This is a genomic window from Natronosalvus caseinilyticus (assembly GCF_017357105.1).
In the GTDB taxonomy this organism is placed as follows: Archaea; Halobacteriota; Halobacteria; order Halobacteriales; family Natrialbaceae; genus Natronosalvus; species Natronosalvus caseinilyticus.
The window spans coordinates 2,886,367-2,905,378 of sequence record NZ_CP071596.1 but is presented as its reverse complement, the minus strand read 5'-3'; the positions used below and the strand labels follow the sequence as shown (position 1 = coordinate 2,905,378).

Sequence of the window (19,012 nt, the reverse complement as noted above, 5' to 3'; positions counted from 1 at the left end):
CGATTACGTCGTCGGTGAGATGTCCGTCACCGTCCCGACGCCCTTGCTCCGACCCTCGCGGAAGACGAACTTCTGGCCCTCCTCGACGAGGTACGAGCGGAACTTGAACCGCACCCGGGTTGTGCCCTTGTCGCCCGGCAGGAGGCGCCCGTCCTCGGGATAGAACGCCGCGGCCTCGCCGATGGTCTCGAGGTGGACGACGGGTTCGTAGCCGTCGCCGATTCGCGTGGGGTGGTTGAGCACCATCACCTCGGCCTCGAACTCACGAACGGGCGTGGGATCGGCGTCGCCGGGCAGGAGGACCATCCCGCGCTCGATCTCCGCCTCCTCGACGCCCTTGAGCGCGATGCCGACGATCCGCCCAGACTGGGCCTGATCCACGCGGTGGTAGTGCATCTCGATCGAACGAACCTCGACCTCGCGGAACGAGCCGTCGGCCATCGGTCCGAGCAGGAGTTCGTCGCCTGCCTCGACTTCGCCGCGCATGACCGTCCCCGAGGCGACGGCGCCGACGCCGGTCACGGCGTAGCTCCGGTCGATGTACATCCGGAACTCGCCGTCGTCACTGGCGGTCTTCGGCAGTCGGTCGAACAGTTCGTCCAGGACGTCGAGGCCGTCCATCGTGATTGCGCTGGTTTCGACGATGGGGACGACGGTGTCGCCAATTTCCTCGACGGCGGCGTCGACGCCGTGACGGCCAACCCGGAGCGGGGACTTGCCGACGTCCCGGAGGAGGCGCTCGACCTCGAGGACGACCTCCTCGATGCGGTCGTCGTCGACGAGGTCGGTCTTGGTGAGCGCGACCACCGTGGGGAGTTCCGTGGCGAGTAACACCCCCAGGTGTTCGCGTGTCGTGCGCGTCGGCCCGTCGTCGGCGGCGACCACGAGCAGGCCGTAGTCGAGTTTCTGTCCGACGAGGCCGCGGATCGTGGTCCGGAGCCAGGGCTCGTGACCGACGGTGTCGACGAACGAGACGAGGCGGTCGGCCTCTTCGACGACGGCCGCGCGGTCCTGTTTTCGGTTCGGATTCACGACGTGCACCGGGCCATCGTCGTCGAAGCCGTAGACGGCGTAGGAGAGGTCCGCGGACAGCCCCCGCTCGACCTCGTGGGGCTGGACGTCGAGGAAGGCCCGCGTCGCGCCGTCGCCGTCGTCCGGGCGGCCGGTGACGAGCGAGCCAACCAGGGTGCTCTTTCCGTGGTCGACGTGACCGGCCGTCCCGACGACGACGTGCTGGTCGTCCGTCTCGAGGACGGCGCCCTCGCGGATCAGGGCGATGCCGACGACGCCGCCCTCGATCCCCCAGGTCTGGACGTCCTCGATGTGACACTCGGCTTCCTCCGCGAGCAGCGAGAGCACGTCCATCGACTCCGAGAAGGTGTCGACGTCGATGCCGGCGAGGCCGCCGTCGTCGGTGACGCCGACGACGTACGTCGCCTCGCCGTCGCCCGAGAGGACCCGGTGACGGAGCTGTGCGGCGAGACTCTCCCGTCGCCCCCCTTCGAGGTGGATCGACTCGAGCAGTCGTTCCTTGAACTCGACGTTCCCACCGTCCTGTTCGCCACGTTCCAGGGCCCGCTCCAGCAGGGCCCGGTCACGGCTCATATCCGGTGATAGCGAGTCACACGGCAAAAGCCTTCCTGCCGAATGTCAACGTGTCTCTCTCGAGGGAGACTGTGACACAGAGTGTCATGTCTTCACTCGCGGAGGCGATCGTAGGCCGCCGTCACCCGCTTGAACTCCGCCTCGTCGCCGCCGCGGTCGGGGTGAACGTCCTTGACGCGGTCTCGATAGGCCCGCTTGATCGTTGCCTGGTCGGCCGTCGGGTCGACGCCGAGCACGCTCCGGGCTTCGGCGGTCGTCGGCTCACTCGAGGTCGCGGACACTCGATTTCGGGGATCTTCACTGCGCCAGCCTGTGGGGCCAGATCCGGACCCATCCCCACCCAGACCGACACCGAACCGGGCCTCGCGCTCCCCACGCGTTCGCGGGTCGCCTCGAGCACGTGGACCGGCTCCGAAGCCGCCGCGGTCGCGGTTGCCCCGGGCGTGTCGCGTCCGTTCGTGCTGTCGCTGGCGACTCCGTACCTGGCGACGGCGAAGGCTCTCGAGGAGTTTTCCGCTGCCGTGGTAGTACATGAAGTAGGCCGTTGCTCCGAGCGGAACCGCGACGACGAACGGAATCGGCGAGCGCGAGACGAACGAGCCGATCACGAGCAGGGCCGTCATGCCCGCGAACAGCGCGGCGACGAGCAACACGATCGGTGACCGTTGCACACTCGAGATAGGGACTCGAGCGGCCTAAAGGATGCGGCGACCGAACACACGTCGGTCTCGCCTCGAAGTGTCGTCGACCCCCGCGTCGAATACGCGACCGTTTGCGTTCACTGAGTGATTCGGCCCAGGGTTGGCAAGCCGAGCGGTGGCGGGCCGAGTGGTGACGACGTGTAGCCGGGACGCGGCCTCGAGCTTAAAACGAACGCTCTTTCGTTCGACCTTCTGTTCGAACCGATCGTTGGGCTGTCTGGCGGGCATTTCAGCCCTTTGAGCACGGAAGCAAAACCGTTCACAAACGATTCTGAATCTCCAGAACGAACGGCACTGCTTTACCCGGTTCCTGTCTGGAAGGAGTAATGCCAAACGATCGAGAAAGCGACGAGTCGAGGCGGGCGAACCACCAATCGAAACCCGGCGTGGGACGCCGAGCGTTCATCGCCGCCGGCGGTAGCGTCGGTGCGACGGCGCTCGCCGGGTGTACGTCCGGTGACAGTCCCGAGAAATCGAGCGACGAGGGGACGCCCGACCAGGACACGCAGTCCGACGATGGGTCACAAACTGGTGGCTCCGAGGAGCGCACCCAGGAGGGGAATTTCAGACTGCTGATCAGCGACATGCCGGCCGACATCGGCGACTTCGAACGGCTGGACGTCACGCTCGATTACGCCCGAATTTTCGACGGTGGTGGGGACGAGGGCGACGACGAGGACTCGAGCGAAACTGAAAAAGACGGAAGCGAGGAATCGAACGAAACCGAAGAGGACGCCGACGATCAGCAGGACTCGAGTGACGATGGCGAAGAGGATGTAGACGCGGACGGGGAATCCGACGGTGACGAAGGTGACGAGGGCGATGAAAACGGGGAAGGCAACGATGACGAGAACGACACTTCCGACGGCGTCGAACGAAAGCGCGGATTCTACATCGTCGACCTCGAGGGAAGGACGGTCGACCTCACGAACCTCGTCGGCGAGCGAGCGGTCTCCGTGTTCGAGGGTGAACTGTCCCCGGGTATCTACCGAAAGATCGAACTCCACGTCTCGGCGGTCGAGGGTATCGTCGATGGCGAGCAGGCGAACGTCAAGCTCCCGAGCGAAAAGTTACAGATTACCCACTCGTTCGAGATCGGTGCCGATGACCCGGTCGGTTTCGTCTTCGACATCAACGTCGTGAAACGCGGACAGGGATCCGATTACAACCTGAAACCCGTAATCTCCGAAAGTGGGATCGCAGGCAAGGACGTCGAAGTCGAGGAAGTAGAACGCGACGACGGAGCGGATGGTGGAGAAGAGACGAACGACCAAGCGGACGAGGAATCCAACGAATCGGAAGAGGCTGAGGAAGATACTGGCGAGAAAACCGACGAATCCGGTACCGACGGCGACGGGAACAGCGAAGACGAGTAGCGGCGTACGAGCCCTTCGACGGCGTTCAACTCCGGTTCCCAGCGTCACGAAAGAACTCAACCCTCCGGGCCTCGGCGTCTCTTCAGGCCAGCGTTGCGGGCATCGAACGGCATTTCCTCTCCCGATGGCTAATAATGCATTTTCTGAAGTTGCTATAGAAAATGTACTATTGACCGTTTCTCCTGCTCGAGCGAACTATGTCCCCAGTGCCGGCACCGGTTTGAAGCCACTCGAGTCCGTACCTCGCCTATGAGCGTCAGCGGCCTCTGTCAGATCTGTGAAACGCGGTCGGCCGAGGAGCGGTGTGACAACTGCGGCGCCCTCGTCTGTCGGGTCCACTACGAGGAGGGTGTCGGCCTCTGTGCGAACTGCGCCAACACGGTGAATCCGAACGACCCCGACGACGTGGACATCAATCGGCTCTGAACCGATGACGTCGATTCGCGACCTGGTCAGTGGTTCACTCGGCATCGGGGAACGCTACTGCCTCGAGGTCACGAGCGCCGACGACGGAACGCTGATCGCCGCACATCCCTCCGACCGGAGCCCGATGGACGTCGTGGTCTGTGAGGGGCTCGAGACCCTCGATTCGCCGACGGGGCGGCCGCCCGAGGGACCGCTCGAGGTCGAAGTCGAAATCCTGGGCCGCGTCGTGGACGGTCGCCTCGCCGGGCGAGTCGTCTCGCCGTCGTGTGCGTCGCCGGAGAACGTGGACTGAGGCGGTTTCGGTCTCGAGACGAGTCGACAGTCAGTCCCGTGTGGCCTCGAGGAAGGTAGTCAGGGCAACCTCGAGGAAGGCAGTCAGTCCCGTGTGGCCTCGAGGAAGGTAGTCAGGGCAACCTCGAGGAAGGCAGTCAGTCCCGTGTGGCCTCGAGGACCTCTCGCAACACGGTCCGGTGACAGCGCTTTTTACCCGTGTTCTCGAAACAGACGAGAGCAATTGATTCGCCGTCCTCGAGTCGCCCCTCGAGTTCCGCGAGCGCCTCCCGGGCCTCACTCTCGGTCTCGAGGTGCTCCCGGTACCGGTCCTCGAACTCCACTTGCTCCCAGGACGCGTTGTGGGCGCCCTCGTCGCACATGCCGGCCATCTTCAGGTCCTCTGTGGCCGTTTTGGCGTCCTCGAGCAACGGCGACGGCGGCCCGAGCGCCGGCAGGTTCTCGTCGACGGCGGCGTGAAACCACGAAGTCGGCTGGCGGACGACGCCGACGAGCGTGGTCTCGGACTCGAGGTCGACCAGATCGTGCTGGAGGGCGGCGACGTAGGTGTCGGTGAGCGTCGACTCTCCGTTCGCTCTGTCGGCGGCCGCTCCGTCTGACTCGGGTTCGGCGCCCGCCTCGGGTTCCGCTTTCGCCCCGGCGTCCGGATCGGTGCCCATACGCCCCGTACGGTCCTCCAGCATTTATATACGATGGCGCGACTACTCTCGAGTCTCTATGGCCGGCGACAGCGAAGACCCGAACGCCGACGTACAGTACCACCTCGAGGTCGCGGCCGACGACGTGGCTGACACCGTCCTCTTGCCGGGGAATCCCGAGCGCGTCGAGAAGATCGTCGCCCACTGGGACGACCACGAGGAGCGCGCGCACCACCGCGAGTACCGCACGGCGACTGGCACCTACGACGGGACGCCGATTTCGGTCACCTCGACGGGAATCGGTAGCCCTTCGGCGGCCATCGCCGTCGAGGAACTCGCCCGCGTCGGATGCGAGACGTTCATCCGGGTAGGTTCCTGTGGGGCGCTTCAAGCGGAGATGAGCGTCGGCGACCTCGTGATCACGACCGGCGGTGTTCGCCAGGAGGGCACGAGCGACGAGTACGTCCGCGATGACTACCCCGCCACGGCCGACTACGAGGTCGTCAGCGCGCTGGTCGCCGCCGCCGAGCGCCTGGGCTACGACTACCACACCGGCGTTACGATGAGCGCCGACTCCTTCTACGCTGGACAGGGACGACCCGGATTCGACGGCTTCGAGGCCGCCGGCGCCGACGATCTGATCGACGAACTCACCGAGGCCAACGTCGCCAACATCGAGATGGAAGCCAGCGCCATCCTCACCATCGCGAACGTCTACGGCCTCCGGGCCGGGGCGGTCTGCTCGGTCTACGCCAACCGCGTGACCGGCGAATTCCGCACCGAGGGCGAGTCTCGAGCAGCCGAAACCGCCTCGCTGGCGACGCACCTGCTGGCGAAGATGGACGCGGTCAAGCGCGAGGCCGGCGTCGACCGCTGGCACGCCGGACTCAGCCTCGAGTGACGTTCCAGGGGGGCGAGAACGAGAAGCCCCGTTTATCCGCTCCTCGAGCGTGCGTTCGGTATGTCACTTATCGTCCCGTTCGACGGCTCGGAACTCGCCGAGGCTGCATTGTGGAAGGCAACCCGGTTCGCTGCCGTGTTCGACGAACCGATCCTGGCTGTAACCTCCGTTCCAGTGGGAAATCGTTCCTACGCCGCCGACCGTGGCTGGATCGACGACGAGAAGGCTTTCGACGGCGACGCGATCGTGCGGGGACTTCGCGAACGGGTGGAAACGGTGTGTCCGGACGCTTCCTTCCGCGTCGAGCGAGTGGACCGATACGCCCCGTCGGGGACGATCGCCAAACGGATCCGACGCATCGCCCGCGAGGAAAGCGCGTCGATGGTTTGTATCGGCAGCGAGAACGCTGGCCGGCTCGTCACCTCGGTGAGTAGCGTCGCCGCCGACGACACCTACGACGTCCTCGTCGTCCGCCGGGCCGATCAGACGCACGTCGAACCGGCCGGGGACGGAACGCAGACGAACGGTCCGTCGCAATGATTTCGGATCGAAACGCATAGGTCGCCCGTGGCGAATCTCCACTCGTGAGCAGATACCGAAACTTCGCCCTCTTTCTCGCGCTGGCAGCCGTCTGGGGAACCGCGTTCGTCGCCATCGGGGCCGGCCTCGAGTACTTCCCGCCCGTGCTCTTCGCCGCGCTTCGGTACGACGTCGCTGGCATCATCATGCTGGCCTACGCCGCGTACGTCGTCGACGGTGGTGACTTGCTCCCGAGCGGACGCGACCAGTGGTTGCTCGTCACGATCGGATCGGTGCTTCTCATCGCGGCCTACCACGCATTCCTCTTCGTCGGTCAGCTCAACACGACAGCAGCCGCCGCCGCGATCGTCGTGTCGCTCTCGCCCGTCCTCACGACCGGGTTCGCCCGTGCGCTCGTCCCCTCGGACGCGCTCTCGGCGGTCGGACTGATTGGCGTCGGAATCGGCCTCTGTGGAGTCGTCGTCATCGCCCAGCCGGACCCAAACGACCTGCTCTCGGCGAACGCAATCGCGACCGGCCTCGTCTTCCTCGCCGCGGCGTCGTTTGCCCTCGGGAGCGTCCTCACCCGTCGGCTCGACGCCGAGATGGCCATCGAGACGATGGAGGCCTGGTCGATGATCGGCGGCGCGATCCTCATGCACCTGCTGAGCCTCGGGCTGCGCGAACCGATCGAGCCGGCGTCGTGGCTCCACCCGAACGCGTTCTGGGCGCTCGCCTACCTCGCGCTCGTCTCGAGTGCCTTCGGCTTCCTCCTGTACTTCACCTTGCTCGAGCGCCTCGGCCCGATCGAGATCAACATGGTTTCCTACGTCGCGCCGGTGTTCGCCGCGATTTTCGGCTGGTTGCTCCTCGACGAGGTGATCACCGGGACGACGGTGTTCGGTTTCGTCTTGATCGCGATCGGGTTCGTCCTGGTCAAGCGCCGGGCCATCCGCGACGAGTTCGTGAACCTGCGTGCGACGACCAGGAGCTAACGCTGGCTGTCGTCGCGCAGTCGGGGACCGTCGCCTCACTGGCGACCAAAATCGCAAATACGATTCTCGAGTATCTACCGCCATGGACGACGTTCGCATTCGACGAGCGACCGTCGGCGACGCCGCCGAACTGGTCGCAACGTATCACAACGCGTACCGGGAGAACCGTCGATTGGGCTTCCCGGCCAAAGCCGAAACCGTGACCGAAGACGAGGTCGTGGAGTGGATCCGGAATCACCGCGTCTACGTCGCGGTTCTGGGGGCCGATACGGGCGAAGAAGGCGACGGAGCCGAATCGGGTTGCGGTGAGGTCGTCGGCGGTGTTCGCCTCGAATCGACGGACCCCGGTCGGATGAAACTCAGCCGACTCGGCGTCCACGAACAGTGCCAGGGAGCCGGCATCGGGACGGCGCTCCTCAACCGGGCCGAGGCGGTCGCTCGAGACGCCGGAATCGAAACCGTCTGGCTCACGACGCCCGAGGATCATCCGTACCTGCCCGACCTGTACCGGCGCCGCGAATACGAAGGGACGGGTCGCTACCCGCTCGAGTATCGCGAGTACGACGAGATCGTCATGGAAAAAGAACTCGGCTGATCTGACGTCGGCCTGAGCGCACCGAAGGGCCCGCCGCCCGCTCGAACGCCACCTCGAGGCTATCCGAACTTGCCGGTGATGTAGTCCTCGACGCGCTGGCTCTCGGGATTCTCGAAAATCTTCGTCGTGTCGTCGAACTCGACGAGTTCCCCGCCGGTGAGGAAGACGGCGGTCTTGTCCGAAATTCGGGCCGCCTGCTGCATGTTGTGGGTGACGATGACGACGGTGTAGTCGTTGGCCAGCTCCTCGATCAGGTCCTCGATCTTCGAGGTGGCGACGGGGTCGAGCGCCGACGCTGGCTCGTCCATCAGGATGACCTCGGGGTCGGTGGCGATGGCGCGAGCGATGCACAGGCGCTGTTGCTGCCCACCAGAGAGGTCGAGCCCGCTCGAGTCCAGTTGATCCTCGACCTCCTCGAGCAACGCGGCACGCTCGAGGGCGCGTTCGACGCGCTCGTCGACGTTATCGTCGATGCCTTGCACCTTCAGGCCGTAGGCGACGTTGTCCCGGATCGACTTGGGGAACGGATTGGGCTGTTGGAACACCATTCCGATTTTGCGGCGCAGGGCGACGGGGTCGACGTCGTCGTCGTAGACGTTCTTCCCATCGAACAGCAGTTCGCCCTCGACGCGGGCGGCGTCCACGAGGTCGTTCATGCGGTTGATACATCGGAGGAACGTCGACTTCCCGCAGCCGGAGGGGCCGATGACCGCGGTCACCTGCTTCTCGGGCAGTTCCACGGAGACGTCCTGGAGCGCCTGGTCGTCGCCGTAGTAGACGTCGAGGCCGCGACTCTCGAGGATCGTTCGACCGTCGGTGGTGGTCGATGAATCAGTTTCGGTACCCCGGTCGGCCAGGCTGTCGGTCTTCGGCGTCGGGGAGGCGTGGTCGTCGCTCGATTCGGTCTTCGAGGTGGTCATGGGTTCTCGGGTCATTGGTCGTGCTGGTAGTGGTTCCGGATGAGGATCGCGACGGAGTTGATCGACAGCAAGACGACGAGCAGGGTGACGACGCCGGCGGCGACGACCCCGTACTGGAACTCGGCTTCGGGGTACTGCGCCCAGGTGTAGATCTGCATGGGCATCGCGCTGACCTTGCTGAGGAGGCTGTTCGGGACGCCGAAGACGGTCGTCGGCGCGCCGATCATGATGAGCGGGGCCGTCTCGCCGATGGCTCGACCGAGCGCGAGGATGGTCCCGGTCAGGATCCCGGGCATCGCCCGCGGCAGGACGACGTTGCGGATCGTCTGCCATTTCGTCGCGCCCATCCCGTAGGAGGCCTGGCGCTGGGAGTCGGGGACGGCCCGGATCGCCTCCTGGGCGGAGATGATGACGATGGGTAAGATGAGCAGGGCGACGGTGAACGCGGCCACGATCAGGGTCCCGAAGCCGAGGCCGATGAGGCTCACGAACAGGCCCAGTCCGAGCAGGCCGTAGACGACAGACGGAACGCCCGCCAGGTTGGCGATGTTGATCTGGATGAACGTCGTGAGGGGGCCGTCGCTCGCGTACTCCTCGAGGTAAATCGCCGCGCCGACGCCCAGCGGGAAGGTTACGAGCGCGATCAGGAGCATGAGCGCGATCGACCCGACCAGCGCCGGGAGGATGCCCGCCTCGAACGGGTTCGGGTGGGGCGGATTGGTGAGGAACTGCCAGTCGAGCCAGCCGATCGCGTCGACGGCGACGTACGCCAGCAAGACCGCGAGCGAGAGGATGCCGACCAGCGCCGCCGCGAGGGTCAGCCAGCGGAAGGCGACGTCCTTCGTTCGACTCACGCGTCCGAAGCCGGAGTCCTCGACCGACTGGTCGTTGGTGCCGGTTTCGGCCGCCATCACTGGTACACCTCCCGGTAGCGCGAGGCGATAAATTCGCTCACGAGGTTCATCACGAAGGTGATCACGAACAGCGTCAGGCCGACCGCGAACAGGCTCTTGTAGGCTACCGACTGGCCGACGACGTCGTTCGTCCCGATCTGGACCATCGCCGCGGTCATCGTCTGGACCGACTCGAGGAACAGTGCGGCCGGATCGGTCAGGTCGATCAATTTGGGCGTCTGCCCCGCCGCGATGGCGACGATCATGGTTTCGCCGATCGCTCGCGAGAGCGCGAGGATGAATGACGAGAAGATGCCCGACAGCGCCGCGGGGACGACGACGGACGTGGAGACTGTGAACTTCGTCGCCCCTAGCCCGTAACTGGCCTGCCGGAGCGAGTCCGGCACCGCGCTCATCGCGTCCTCGCTGATCGAGGAGACCATCGGGATGATCATGATGCCGACCATGATCGAGGCCGACAGTGCGTTGAACGTCGACAGCTCCACGAACGGAATCGCGTCCAGCGCCGGCGTCACGTACACGAGCGCGAAGTACCCGTAGACGACCGTCGGCACGCCTGCCAGCACCTCGAGCGCCGGCTTGAGGTAGGCCCGTCGACGACTCGAGGCGTACTCGCTCAGGTAGATGGCCGTCAGCAGGCCGATCGGCAGGGCGATGGCGGCAGCCCCGAACGTGATGGTGAGCGTCCCCGTGATCAGCGGCAACACGCCGAAGGCGACGGGCTCGTTCGTCGGACTCCAGCGGGTGCCAAAGAGGAAGTCGATCGGCGAGACGGCGGCGAAGAAGTCCACCGCGTCGAGCAACAGCGTCAGGACGATGGCGACCGTCGTCAGGATCGACACCAGCGCACACAGCGTGAAGAGGTATTTGAAGAAAACGCCACGGGCCGTCCGATTCCCGTCGTGGGAGAGGTCCATCGCGCTCATGCGGTCACCTCGTCGATGGCCGTCTCGAGTTTCTCGAGGTTCTCGTCACGCACTTCTTCGGTGACGGGGACGTAACCGACCTCCTCGACGAGGTCGGTCGCCGACTGCTCGATGTAAAAGCGGAGGAAGTCCTGAATCTCGGGCTCGACGAGCGCCTGGTCGGCGGCGTAGATGAACAACGGTCGCGACAGCGGGGTGTACTCGTCGTTCATGGCCGTCTCGATCGACGGTTCGACGCAGCCGTCGCCGTCGTCGATGCCGACTGCCTTGATCTGGTCTGGGTTTTCGACGTAGTAGGCGAACCCGAAGTAGCCGATGGCGTGTTTGGAACCGCGAACGCCCTGGACGATGGTCCGATCCTTCTCGGTCGCGTGGTAGTCGCTTCGGTGGTTCGCGTCCTCGCCGATGATCGCCTCGACGAAGTAGTCGAACGTGCCGGAGGTGGTGTCGGCCCCGTACAGTTCGAACTCCTCGTCGGGCCAGTCGTCTCGCACGTCGCTCCAGCGCTGAGCGCCGTCGGTGCGCCAGATCTCCCGGAGTTCCTCGACGGTGAGGCAGTCAACCCAGTCGGCGTCGGGGTTGACGACGACAGTCAGCGCGTCCCTCGCGATGGTGAACTCGATCGGTTCGATTCCGTTCTCGCTACACTGTTCGCGTTCGATGTCCGCGACCTCGCGACTTGCGTTGTTGATCGCGGTCATGCCCGGACAGAAGAAGTTCGAGAAACCGCCGCCGGTCCCCGTCTGACTGATGGAGACGTTGACGTTCGGTCGTTCCTCGAAGTACGCCGCGGCGACGGCTTCGGTCACGGGAAAGACCGTGCTGCTTCCGGCGATCGGTACCTGTTTCCCCTCTTCAGCCAGTACGTCGGTACAACCGGCCAGCCCGGCGGTCGCCGCGACCCCCGTCGCGGCGAGCAGTTCCCGTCTCCCGAGACCGGTCGACGGCACGCCAGAGGCGTCTCTCGACATCACCGGATGGATACCCCAGACGAGGTAAATAGTCTACTATGATGAGAACATAGTTCTATATAGTCATACGTGGCGAAAGGCGATTCTCCGCGATTCGAGTGCGCTTGGGGGTTGTAGCGGCGGTATGTGTCTTCAGCAAGAGCACCGATATGTAGCTCGAGTTGCAAGCGATTTTCGGCCTCCCGAATACGTCGGCGCGCTATATATGTCGAGACCCGGTTGTCGGGAGATCGACCCGACGCATTCTCGTCGACGGATGAAGACTCGAGAGGAGCAGAACTCGCCGATGCCATCGTTATCGGCGTATTCCCGCGCCGAACATCTAACGGTCGTCGCGGTTTGATCGGTACCAGTTCCATCAAACGAAGTTCCATCGTGCACGATGAACAGGTCCCCAGCAAGGCACGGGGCTGCCCTCCTGTCACCCCGATCACCGTTTCTCGAGGCGGTTTCGCAGGATGATCGCGGCCGCGTTCATGCCGAGAAGGATAACGAGGAGCGTGATGACGCCCGCCGCCACGACGCCGTACCGGAAGTCTGGGTCGAAGTAACTCCGCCAGGAGAAGATCTGGAGCGGCATCGCGGTGACGGTCCCGAACAGCGAATCCGGGGCGCTCGAGACCGACGTCGCGGCCCCGATCATGATGAGCGGCGCGGTCTCCCCGATTGCTCGGCCGAGCGCCAGAATCGTTCCGGTCAGGATGCCGGGGAACGCCTCCGGGAGGACGACCTCTCGCGTCGTCTGCCATCGACTCGCACCCATCCCGTAGGACGCCTGTCGGACCGAGTTCGGCACCGACCGAATCGCCTCCTGGGTCGAAATGATGACGATCGGCAAGACGAGTAGCCCCACGGTTAACCCCGCCGTAATGACCGTTCCCCGTCCGAAGCCGAAGTGACGAGCGATGATCGCCAGACCGAGGAGTCCGTAGACGACCGATGGCACGCCCGCCAGGTTGGTGAGATTGATGCGAATGAGGCGAGTGAGCCAGTTGTCCGTGGCGTACTCCTCCAGATAGATCGCCGCACCGACGCCGAGGGGGAACACGGCGACGATCATCACGATCAGCATGAATATCGACCCGACGATCGGCGGGTAGAGGCCAGCTTTTTCGGGGGTTCGGGACGGCCCCTGCTGGAAGAACTCCGGCCGAAGCCAGGGGTTGGGCATCGGGACTCCCAGCAGCAAGGAGGCGACGACGGCCGCGACCGCGCCGCCCAGGATAATCGGGATCGCGAGCAGACCGATCCTGGCGGCGGGGCCGCGACGGTAGCCGTCCGCGAGAACGACGGTCGCCGGACCGACGAACCCGAGCAGGAAGGCGATCGGCGCGCCGGCGCTCTCGAGCGCTCCGACCTCGACGAGGAGGCCGAGTCCGACGGTCGCCGCGACGGTCAATGCGGCGGCGACACCGGCCGCATGGTCGTCTCGAGTCCTCGCCCACCAGAGGAGCGCACCGGCGACGGGAACGGTCGCCGTGAGCAGGTACAGGATCCACGGCTTCGCCAGTCCGAGGATGGCGGTGATCGGCCCTAGCAGGGCGGTCGCGACGATCACGCCCAGCGCGACGGTCGCCATCACGAGCGGACCGGAGCCGTCGAGTCGCTCGAAACGGTCGCCGTACCGCGCTGCCGCGACAGTGGGCGCGACCGCCAGCAGAACGTACGCCGCCCACACGTAGGGGGTGACGACCGTGAACGCAACGGTCAGGAAGCAGCCGAGGCCCGCCGCGAGCAACACGCCGCCGACGCTCGTCTTCGCGACGTCGGCCGCCGGGGTTCCCCGAACCCGCCAGCCGAACAGCGCGATTGGGAAGACGAGGGTCGCTCCGACGATGGCGAACCAGGCAGGGTCGGCCTCGCGCAACTCGACTGCGTCGATCGCGACGTACGCGAGTAGCACGAAGAGCGTGACGATGCCGAACAGCGCGGTGCTGAGACAGACGTACTTGAACGCTCCGCCGCGGATTCTCGCCAGGGTGCTCGAGCCGCCGACCCACTCGCGTTCGTTGGTGCGAATTCCCATCTAGTACACCTCCCTGTAGCGACGCTGGACGGCGTCGGCGATCAGATTCATCGTGAAGGTGACGACGAACAGCGCGAGGCCGAGGGCGAACATCGACCAGAACACCGGCGTTCCGCCCGCCGTGTCCGATCCTGCGGCCTGTACCATCGCCGAGGTGATCGTCTGGATCGAGTCGTACAGGTTCTCGTCGAGTCTGGTCGGATCGACGATCAGCATCTTCGGGTTCTGCCCGGCCGCGACGGTGACGATCATGGTTTCGCCGATGGCTCGCGAGAGCGCGAGGATGAACGACGAGATGATCCCCGAAAACGCCGCGGGCACGATGACGCGAACCGACACGTCGAATTTCGTCGCGCCCAGCCCATACCCCGCCTCCCGAAGTGAATCGGGAACCGCACGCAGGGCATCCTCGCTGATCGAGGAGATCATCGGGACGATCATGATCCCCATCATGATCGAGGCCGACAGCGCGTTGAACGTCGATAGCGGCAGGAATCGGTCGAGGAACGGCGTGACGTACGCGAGCGCGAAGTAGCCGTAAACGATCGTCGGAACGCCCGCCAGCACCTCGAGCGCTGGCTTCAGATACGCTCTCGTCGTCGGGCGGGCGTACTCGCTCAGGTAGATCGCCGCGCCGAGGCCGCACGGAAGCGCGATGGCGGCGGCAGCGACGGTGACGACGATCGTGCCGCTCAGCAGCGGCAACAGGCCGTAGGCGTACGGCCGAATCGTCGGCCGCCAGTTCTTCCCGGTGACGAACTCCGAGAGGGCGTTCGCGATCGAGCCGTCGAGCAAGCCAGCGTACTCTTCGAAGAAGTACAGCGCGTCCGAAAAGAGCGTGTAGAGAATCCCCACCGTGATCACGACGGTCAGCGTCGCACAGCCCAGAAGCGCATACTCGTAGATCCGCTCCCGGCGAACGTTCGCTTCCGGGCGTTGCCACTCGCGTTGCGAAACGTCGCCGCTCATCGGTGGGTCCCTCGTCGAATGCATGTTAGTGCCATGGGAGTACTGAACGACCGTCGAGGGTCAGTTTGCCGACGGGATCGCGTCTTCGTCGCTGATCTCGCCATCGATCGCGGCCTGGAGGCGCTCGAGGTTCTCCTGCACCTCGTCGTCGTTCATGGCGACGTAGCCGATCTCCTCGGAGACGATCTCGAAGTCGCCCGACAGCTCGATAGCGAACTCGACGAACGCCTGTACGGCCTCGTCCTCCTGGAGCTTGTTCTGGTTGACGTACCAGAAGATCGGGCGTGCGAGCGGGTATGATCCATCGGAGGCGGCCTCGAGGCTCGGCGCCGTACACCCGTCGCCGCCGTCGAACTCGAGCGCCTTGATGCCCTCGGGATTGTTGTCGTAGTACGCATAGGGAAGATAGCCGTGTGCGTACGGATTCCCGGCGACGCCCTCCGCGATGAGATCGTCCTCCTCGGTTCCCTGGAAGTCCTCGCGGATGCTCCGGAAGTCGTCGAGCACTTCGCCCGTCCAGTAGTCGTACGTCCCCGACGTCGTGGCGGGGCCGAAGAGCTCGATTTCCTCGTCGGGCCACTCGGGGTCGATGTCGGCCCACGTCTCGGGCGCGTCGTCCGGGAGCCATACTTCCTGCATCGTCTCGTAGTCGACGCAGTCGAGCCAGTCGTTCTCCGGATTGACGATCGCCGTCAGCGCGTCGCCCGCGCACTGAAACTCGATCGGCTGAAAGCCGGTGTCCTGACAGCCCTCGATTTCTTCCTCGAGTATCGGCCGACTCGAGCCAGTGACGGCGCTCTCACCGGGGATGAAGAAGTTCTCTATCCCGCCGGTGCTCCCGTCGCTCGAGAGTTCGTACTCGAACCCGCCGTGCATGGTGGAGAACTCCTCACCAGCGGCTTCCGAGACGGGGAAGACGGTGCTGCTTCCGGAGATACGGACGGTTCCCTCGACGGTGTTTTCGGTGTTGCCATTGCCATTTCCGTTTCCATTGGCGTTGCCGCCGTTACCACTGTTCCCGTCGCCGCTCGCTTCGTTCTCTGCACATCCGGCAATCAGACCCGTCCCCACGGCGCCAGTCGCCGCGATGACCTTCCGTCGCGTTGCCAGACCGCTCACCGTTCGAAGCTGATTGTCGACCATCGAATGAGGGATTCCCCTATCTCCGTAAGTACGATGCTATGACTGGTATATACGGCTACAGAGTCGCCAATACTGGTATCGTTGGGACCGTAATCGAACGTATCGGACGTATCGGACGTATCGGACGTATCGGAGGTATCGGAGGTATCGAACGAAACCTGAGGCCGTCGACAGCGTCGCTTCGCTTAGCCTCCATCGATGCCGATCGCTCGAGCGAACGTCGCCGGGACGGGCGGCTCGAGGCGTCGATCCGAAGAGGTGCATTCAAGTATGCGCCGCGACTTCGTGAGCGTATGCAAGACCAGGGACGCTCTACGCGAAAGCGCACCGGCGGACGACTGAAGTCCTTCAACAACCGACGAAAACACCAGCTCGGTCGCCACCCGACCGAGACCCAGGTCGGCGAGTCTCGCTTTCGTACCATCGACGCCCGCGGTAACGGCGAGAAGACTCGCGCGCTCGCGACGAACGTTGCCAGCGTCAGCACGGGCGAGGAGACGGTGACCGCCGAGATCACGGACGTCGTCGAGAACGACGCCAATCCGAACTACGTGCGTCGAAACATCATCACGAAAGGCGCCGTCATCGACACGAGTGAAGGCCAGGCCCGCGTCACCTCGCGACCCGGGCAGGTCGGTCAGGTCAACGCCGTCCTTCTCGAGTAAGCGCTCGGTCGTCGATTTTCCGTCACTGTCACCGCATCTCCTCGAGGTCGACGAACACGTCTGCGTTCGCGGTGAGCCACGTCGTCATCGTGTCGAATCCAGCCTCGCCTGCAGATGCGTCCCGCGGTGCGATCGTACAGCGGGCGGGACGGTCGTCGTAGCGAACGATAATCGCCGTGTACATCGGTGGTGCCGCCTTTCCGTCGCCGGGATCGGTCGCCGTTCGCGTGTCGGAACCGTTGGACACAGTCGTCATTGGTATACCAGCGTCCTCCTGGGGACCCTGTATTCGGGGCCTCGAGCGACCTCGTAAAAATCGCTGCTAGTTGTATTCCCGATGCGGCCGGATGGCTACGTACCGCTATGGAGGACTGACGAGGACCACAGTCAGGGACGGGGCGCCGCCTTCTGGAGTGCCGTCTCCGCGATGTTCCCGCCGTAATCGGCGCTTCGGGAGAGCGAGTCGACGATCAGGCCGAGCGACTGGGCCTGGACCGAGTCGAGGTCCCGGAGCATGTGGTCGATCGACCGCGTGTGCTCGTCGATCTCGAGTACGGCCTCGAGCGCGTCGTGACCCAGCTCCGTCGCCTCGTCGCTGTCGTCGGCGAAGAGCGCGTCGAGGGACTTCTCGAAGACGTCGAACGTCTCGTCGTACAGCTCGACCAGCGCGTCGGCGACCTCCTCGGAGACGTCCTCGAGCTTCATCGCGAGTTTGCTGATCTTGACCGCGTGATCGGCGACGCGCTCGAGCTGGCGGGCGCTGGAGTGATAGTCGAAGCAGTCCTCACGGGAGACGCCGAGTTCTTCGGAGGCCCGGGGCGAGCGGAGCGTCGCACGGAAGATGCGGGAAACGACGAGCCAGAGCCGGTCGACGTCGTCGTCGCGCTCGATCACGTCACGAGCGATGTCGTCGTCGTTCTCGATGAGCGCCGTGACGGCGTCCTCGAGCATCGAGGCGGCGATCAGGCGCATGCGGTTGACAGCGTTGACGATTGACAGCTCCGAGGAGTCGAGCAGGTCCTGGATGACGACGCTGTTGGTCGTCTCCTCGAGGACTTCGACGCCGACCAGCCCCTGGGTCGCGCTCCTGATCGCCCGGCGCTGGTCGGTCGTGATGCGACTGGCCTCGAGCGCGATGATGTCGAAGCCGCTGACGTACATCGTCATGACCGCCCGAGTGAGACGCTCGCCCTCGAGGTTGGAGATGTCGAGGGTTCCTTTCTGGCGGTCGCTCTCGCGCTGGGGCGTCAACAGGAGGGCGTCGTCCTCCGGATAGCACTCGACGACCGATCCGGCGCTGACGTCGTTCGCGGTTGCCCAGGACTTCGGGAGTGAGACGGTGTACGTCGACCCGCCGGTCACCTGGACTTTTCGCGTCTCCATACCGAAACCACGCAATCACGAACATATAAATCTATACAAATCTATAGATCGTCCTCGTCTCAGTAGCACATGCCGGTAGATTTGTACTATGAAGTTGGTTTTCGCCAGACGTACGTAGGGAATAGGGCTGCCGAAGACCGCTACTTACCAACCCGAAATTCTATACCAGACTATTTTGATCGTGAGAGATCACTCGAGAATACCTCTCATACGTAGTGCTATATAGAATAAAACGATCTATAGTCTCTCGAGGAATCCGACCAGCGCTTCGTTGAACGCGGTCGGTCGCTCGAGCATCGAGAGGTGGGCGGCGTCGGCTATCTCGACCCCGTCGGCGTCCGAAATCTCCTCGACGAGGAACTCGTGGAACCACGGCGGCGTGAGCTGGTCGTGTTCGCCGTAGATCGCCCGGACGGGAACGTCGACCTCGTGAAGTCGATCTCTGACGTCGAACTCGTGGCACGTGAGGAAGTCCCGTCGCGTGACCGTCTGCCCGCACTCGCGCATGGTCTCCATCGAGATCGATCGCAGGCGCTGGTCCGGGTCGTGAAAGAGCCGGTCCGGTTCGTGCAGGAACTCGATCGCCCGCTCGAAGTCGTTCTCGAGCCACCAGCGAAGGTCCTCGAGCACGCCCAGTCGTGCCCCCGTTCCGGTCAGTATCGCTCCGTCGAGGTCGACCTCGTCCGCTCGCTCGAGGAGGACGTGCATGGTGACGGCCCCACCCAGGGAGTTGCCGACGAGCATGCGAGCGTCCGTCTCCTCGAGGACCGCGATGACGTCGTCAGCGTACGCCGAGAGCGTCGAGTAGCCTGGATTGGCGTCGACGTCCGTGGAGTCTCCGTGACCGCTCAGATCGAGCGCGACGATGGGGTGCTGACTGCCGAGGCGGTGCTGGGACTTCCAGACGGCGCTCGAACCGCCGCTTCCGTGAACGAAACAGATCGGGTCCCCTGACCCGTCGCGGTCGGCACGCACGTATGCCGTTTCGCGTTCTTGGTGTTCCACCGTGTGCATGCGTAGATACACGACGGGCGCCCTGATAAGTGGG

Annotated in this window: 21 protein-coding genes; 8 read left to right on the top strand and 13 right to left on the bottom strand. The window is 64.5% G+C overall.

The genetic code is table 11. From position 1 onward, the window contains the following. Nucleotides 1–3: 3 nt before the first annotated feature. Together J1N60_RS13935 and J1N60_RS13930 are read right to left on the bottom strand one after the other, a co-directional pair. A complete protein-coding gene (locus tag J1N60_RS13935) occupies nt 4–1,605 on the bottom strand; it encodes a GTPBP1 family GTP-binding protein (protein WP_312908346.1) in 1,602 nt (533 codons plus the stop codon). 92 nt (nt 1,606–1,697) lie between these two features. Then, entirely contained in the window at nt 1,698–2,276 is a 579-nt protein-coding gene (locus J1N60_RS13930; protein WP_312908344.1) for a J domain-containing protein, read from the bottom strand. 356 nt (nt 2,277–2,632) lie between these two features. Between J1N60_RS13930 and J1N60_RS13925 the strand changes: the two genes are divergently transcribed. From J1N60_RS13925 to J1N60_RS13915, 3 genes are all read left to right on the top strand, one after another. Then, entirely contained in the window at nt 2,633–3,682 is a 1,050-nt protein-coding gene (locus J1N60_RS13925; protein ID WP_312908343.1) for a DUF4382 domain-containing protein, read from the top strand. A gap of 249 nt (nt 3,683–3,931) precedes the next feature. Next, entirely contained in the window at nt 3,932–4,108 is a 177-nt protein-coding gene (locus J1N60_RS13920; protein WP_312908341.1) for a hypothetical protein, read from the top strand. A 4-nt stretch (nt 4,109–4,112) separates the two neighbouring features. Continuing rightward, the gene (locus J1N60_RS13915) at nt 4,113–4,400 is read left to right on the top strand and encodes a hypothetical protein (protein ID WP_312908339.1); all 288 of its coding nucleotides are present in this window, start codon (nt 4,113–4,115) and stop codon (nt 4,398–4,400) included. Nucleotides 4,401–4,536: 136 nt separating this feature from the next. On the opposite strand, the gene J1N60_RS13910 is transcribed toward J1N60_RS13915, so the two are convergent. Continuing rightward, nucleotides 4,537–5,058, bottom strand: coding sequence for a DUF488 domain-containing protein (locus J1N60_RS13910; protein ID WP_312908338.1), 522 nt, complete (start codon nt 5,056–5,058; stop codon nt 4,537–4,539). 58 nt (nt 5,059–5,116) lie between these two features. On the opposite strand from J1N60_RS13910, the gene J1N60_RS13905 reads away from it, so the two are divergent. The 4 genes from J1N60_RS13905 (at nt 5,117) to J1N60_RS13890 (ending at nt 8,047) form a co-directional block, all read left to right on the top strand. After that, a complete protein-coding gene (locus J1N60_RS13905) occupies nt 5,117–5,938 on the top strand; it encodes a nucleoside phosphorylase (RefSeq protein ID WP_312908336.1) in 822 nt (273 codons plus the stop codon). Between the two features lie 60 nt (nt 5,939–5,998). Further along, nucleotides 5,999–6,478, top strand: coding sequence for a universal stress protein (locus J1N60_RS13900; protein WP_312908335.1), 480 nt, complete (start codon nt 5,999–6,001; stop codon nt 6,476–6,478). Nucleotides 6,479–6,522: 44 nt separating this feature from the next. After that, nucleotides 6,523–7,452, top strand: a complete 930-nt coding sequence (locus tag J1N60_RS13895) for a DMT family transporter (protein ID WP_312908333.1) — start codon at nt 6,523–6,525, stop codon at nt 7,450–7,452. An 82-nt stretch (nt 7,453–7,534) separates the two neighbouring features. After that, the gene (locus tag J1N60_RS13890) at nt 7,535–8,047 is read left to right on the top strand and encodes a GNAT family N-acetyltransferase (protein ID WP_312908331.1); all 513 of its coding nucleotides are present in this window, start codon (nt 7,535–7,537) and stop codon (nt 8,045–8,047) included. 59 nt (nt 8,048–8,106) lie between these two features. Here the strand turns inward: J1N60_RS13890 and pstB are convergent, their stop codons facing one another. The 7 genes from pstB to J1N60_RS13855 all read right to left on the bottom strand — a co-directional run bounded on the left by pstB (nt 8,107) and on the right by J1N60_RS13855 (nt 15,916). Next, a complete protein-coding gene (pstB, locus tag J1N60_RS13885; protein ID WP_425499294.1) occupies nt 8,107–8,967 on the bottom strand; it encodes a phosphate ABC transporter ATP-binding protein PstB in 861 nt (286 codons plus the stop codon). A gap of 11 nt (nt 8,968–8,978) precedes the next feature. After that, the gene (gene pstA, locus J1N60_RS13880; protein ID WP_312908328.1) at nt 8,979–9,878 is read right to left on the bottom strand and encodes a phosphate ABC transporter permease PstA; all 900 of its coding nucleotides are present in this window, start codon (nt 9,876–9,878) and stop codon (nt 8,979–8,981) included. Continuing rightward, nucleotides 9,878–10,807, bottom strand: a complete 930-nt coding sequence (gene pstC, locus J1N60_RS13875; RefSeq protein ID WP_312908327.1) for a phosphate ABC transporter permease subunit PstC — start codon at nt 10,805–10,807, stop codon at nt 9,878–9,880. The genes pstA (J1N60_RS13880) and pstC (J1N60_RS13875) overlap by 1 nt, the downstream gene beginning before the upstream one ends. Further along, nucleotides 10,804–11,778: a PstS family phosphate ABC transporter substrate-binding protein gene (locus J1N60_RS13870; protein WP_312908326.1), complete on the bottom strand. Its 975-nt coding sequence runs from the start codon at nt 11,776–11,778 to the stop codon at nt 10,804–10,806. Before J1N60_RS13870 ends, pstC (J1N60_RS13875) begins: the two co-directional genes overlap by 4 nt. Before the next feature lie 430 nt (nt 11,779–12,208). Next, a complete protein-coding gene (gene pstA, locus J1N60_RS13865; RefSeq protein WP_312908325.1) occupies nt 12,209–13,804 on the bottom strand; it encodes a phosphate ABC transporter permease PstA in 1,596 nt (531 codons plus the stop codon). Beyond that, a complete protein-coding gene (gene pstC / locus J1N60_RS13860) occupies nt 13,805–14,773 on the bottom strand; it encodes a phosphate ABC transporter permease subunit PstC (RefSeq protein ID WP_312908324.1) in 969 nt (322 codons plus the stop codon). Nucleotides 14,774–14,833: 60 nt separating this feature from the next. Next, nucleotides 14,834–15,916, bottom strand: a complete 1,083-nt coding sequence (locus J1N60_RS13855; RefSeq protein ID WP_312908323.1) for a phosphate ABC transporter substrate-binding protein PstS family protein — start codon at nt 15,914–15,916, stop codon at nt 14,834–14,836. Between the two features lie 293 nt (nt 15,917–16,209). Here J1N60_RS13855 and J1N60_RS13850 point away from each other — a divergent pair, with 293 nt between their 5' ends. After that, a complete protein-coding gene (locus J1N60_RS13850; RefSeq protein ID WP_312908321.1) occupies nt 16,210–16,581 on the top strand; it encodes a 30S ribosomal protein S8e in 372 nt (123 codons plus the stop codon). Nucleotides 16,582–16,609: 28 nt separating this feature from the next. On the opposite strand, the gene J1N60_RS13845 is transcribed toward J1N60_RS13850, so the two are convergent. From J1N60_RS13845 to J1N60_RS13835, 3 genes are all read right to left on the bottom strand, one after another. After that, nucleotides 16,610–16,837: a DUF7511 domain-containing protein gene (locus tag J1N60_RS13845; RefSeq protein WP_312908319.1), complete on the bottom strand. Its 228-nt coding sequence runs from the start codon at nt 16,835–16,837 to the stop codon at nt 16,610–16,612. A gap of 131 nt (nt 16,838–16,968) precedes the next feature. Beyond that, on the bottom strand, nt 16,969–17,964 hold the full coding sequence (locus tag J1N60_RS13840) for a PhoU domain-containing protein (RefSeq protein ID WP_312908317.1): 996 nt from the start codon (nt 17,962–17,964) through the stop codon (nt 16,969–16,971). 237 nt (nt 17,965–18,201) lie between these two features. Further along, the gene (locus tag J1N60_RS13835) at nt 18,202–18,978 is read right to left on the bottom strand and encodes an alpha/beta fold hydrolase (protein WP_312908315.1); all 777 of its coding nucleotides are present in this window, start codon (nt 18,976–18,978) and stop codon (nt 18,202–18,204) included. Nucleotides 18,979–19,012 lie beyond the last annotated feature (34 nt).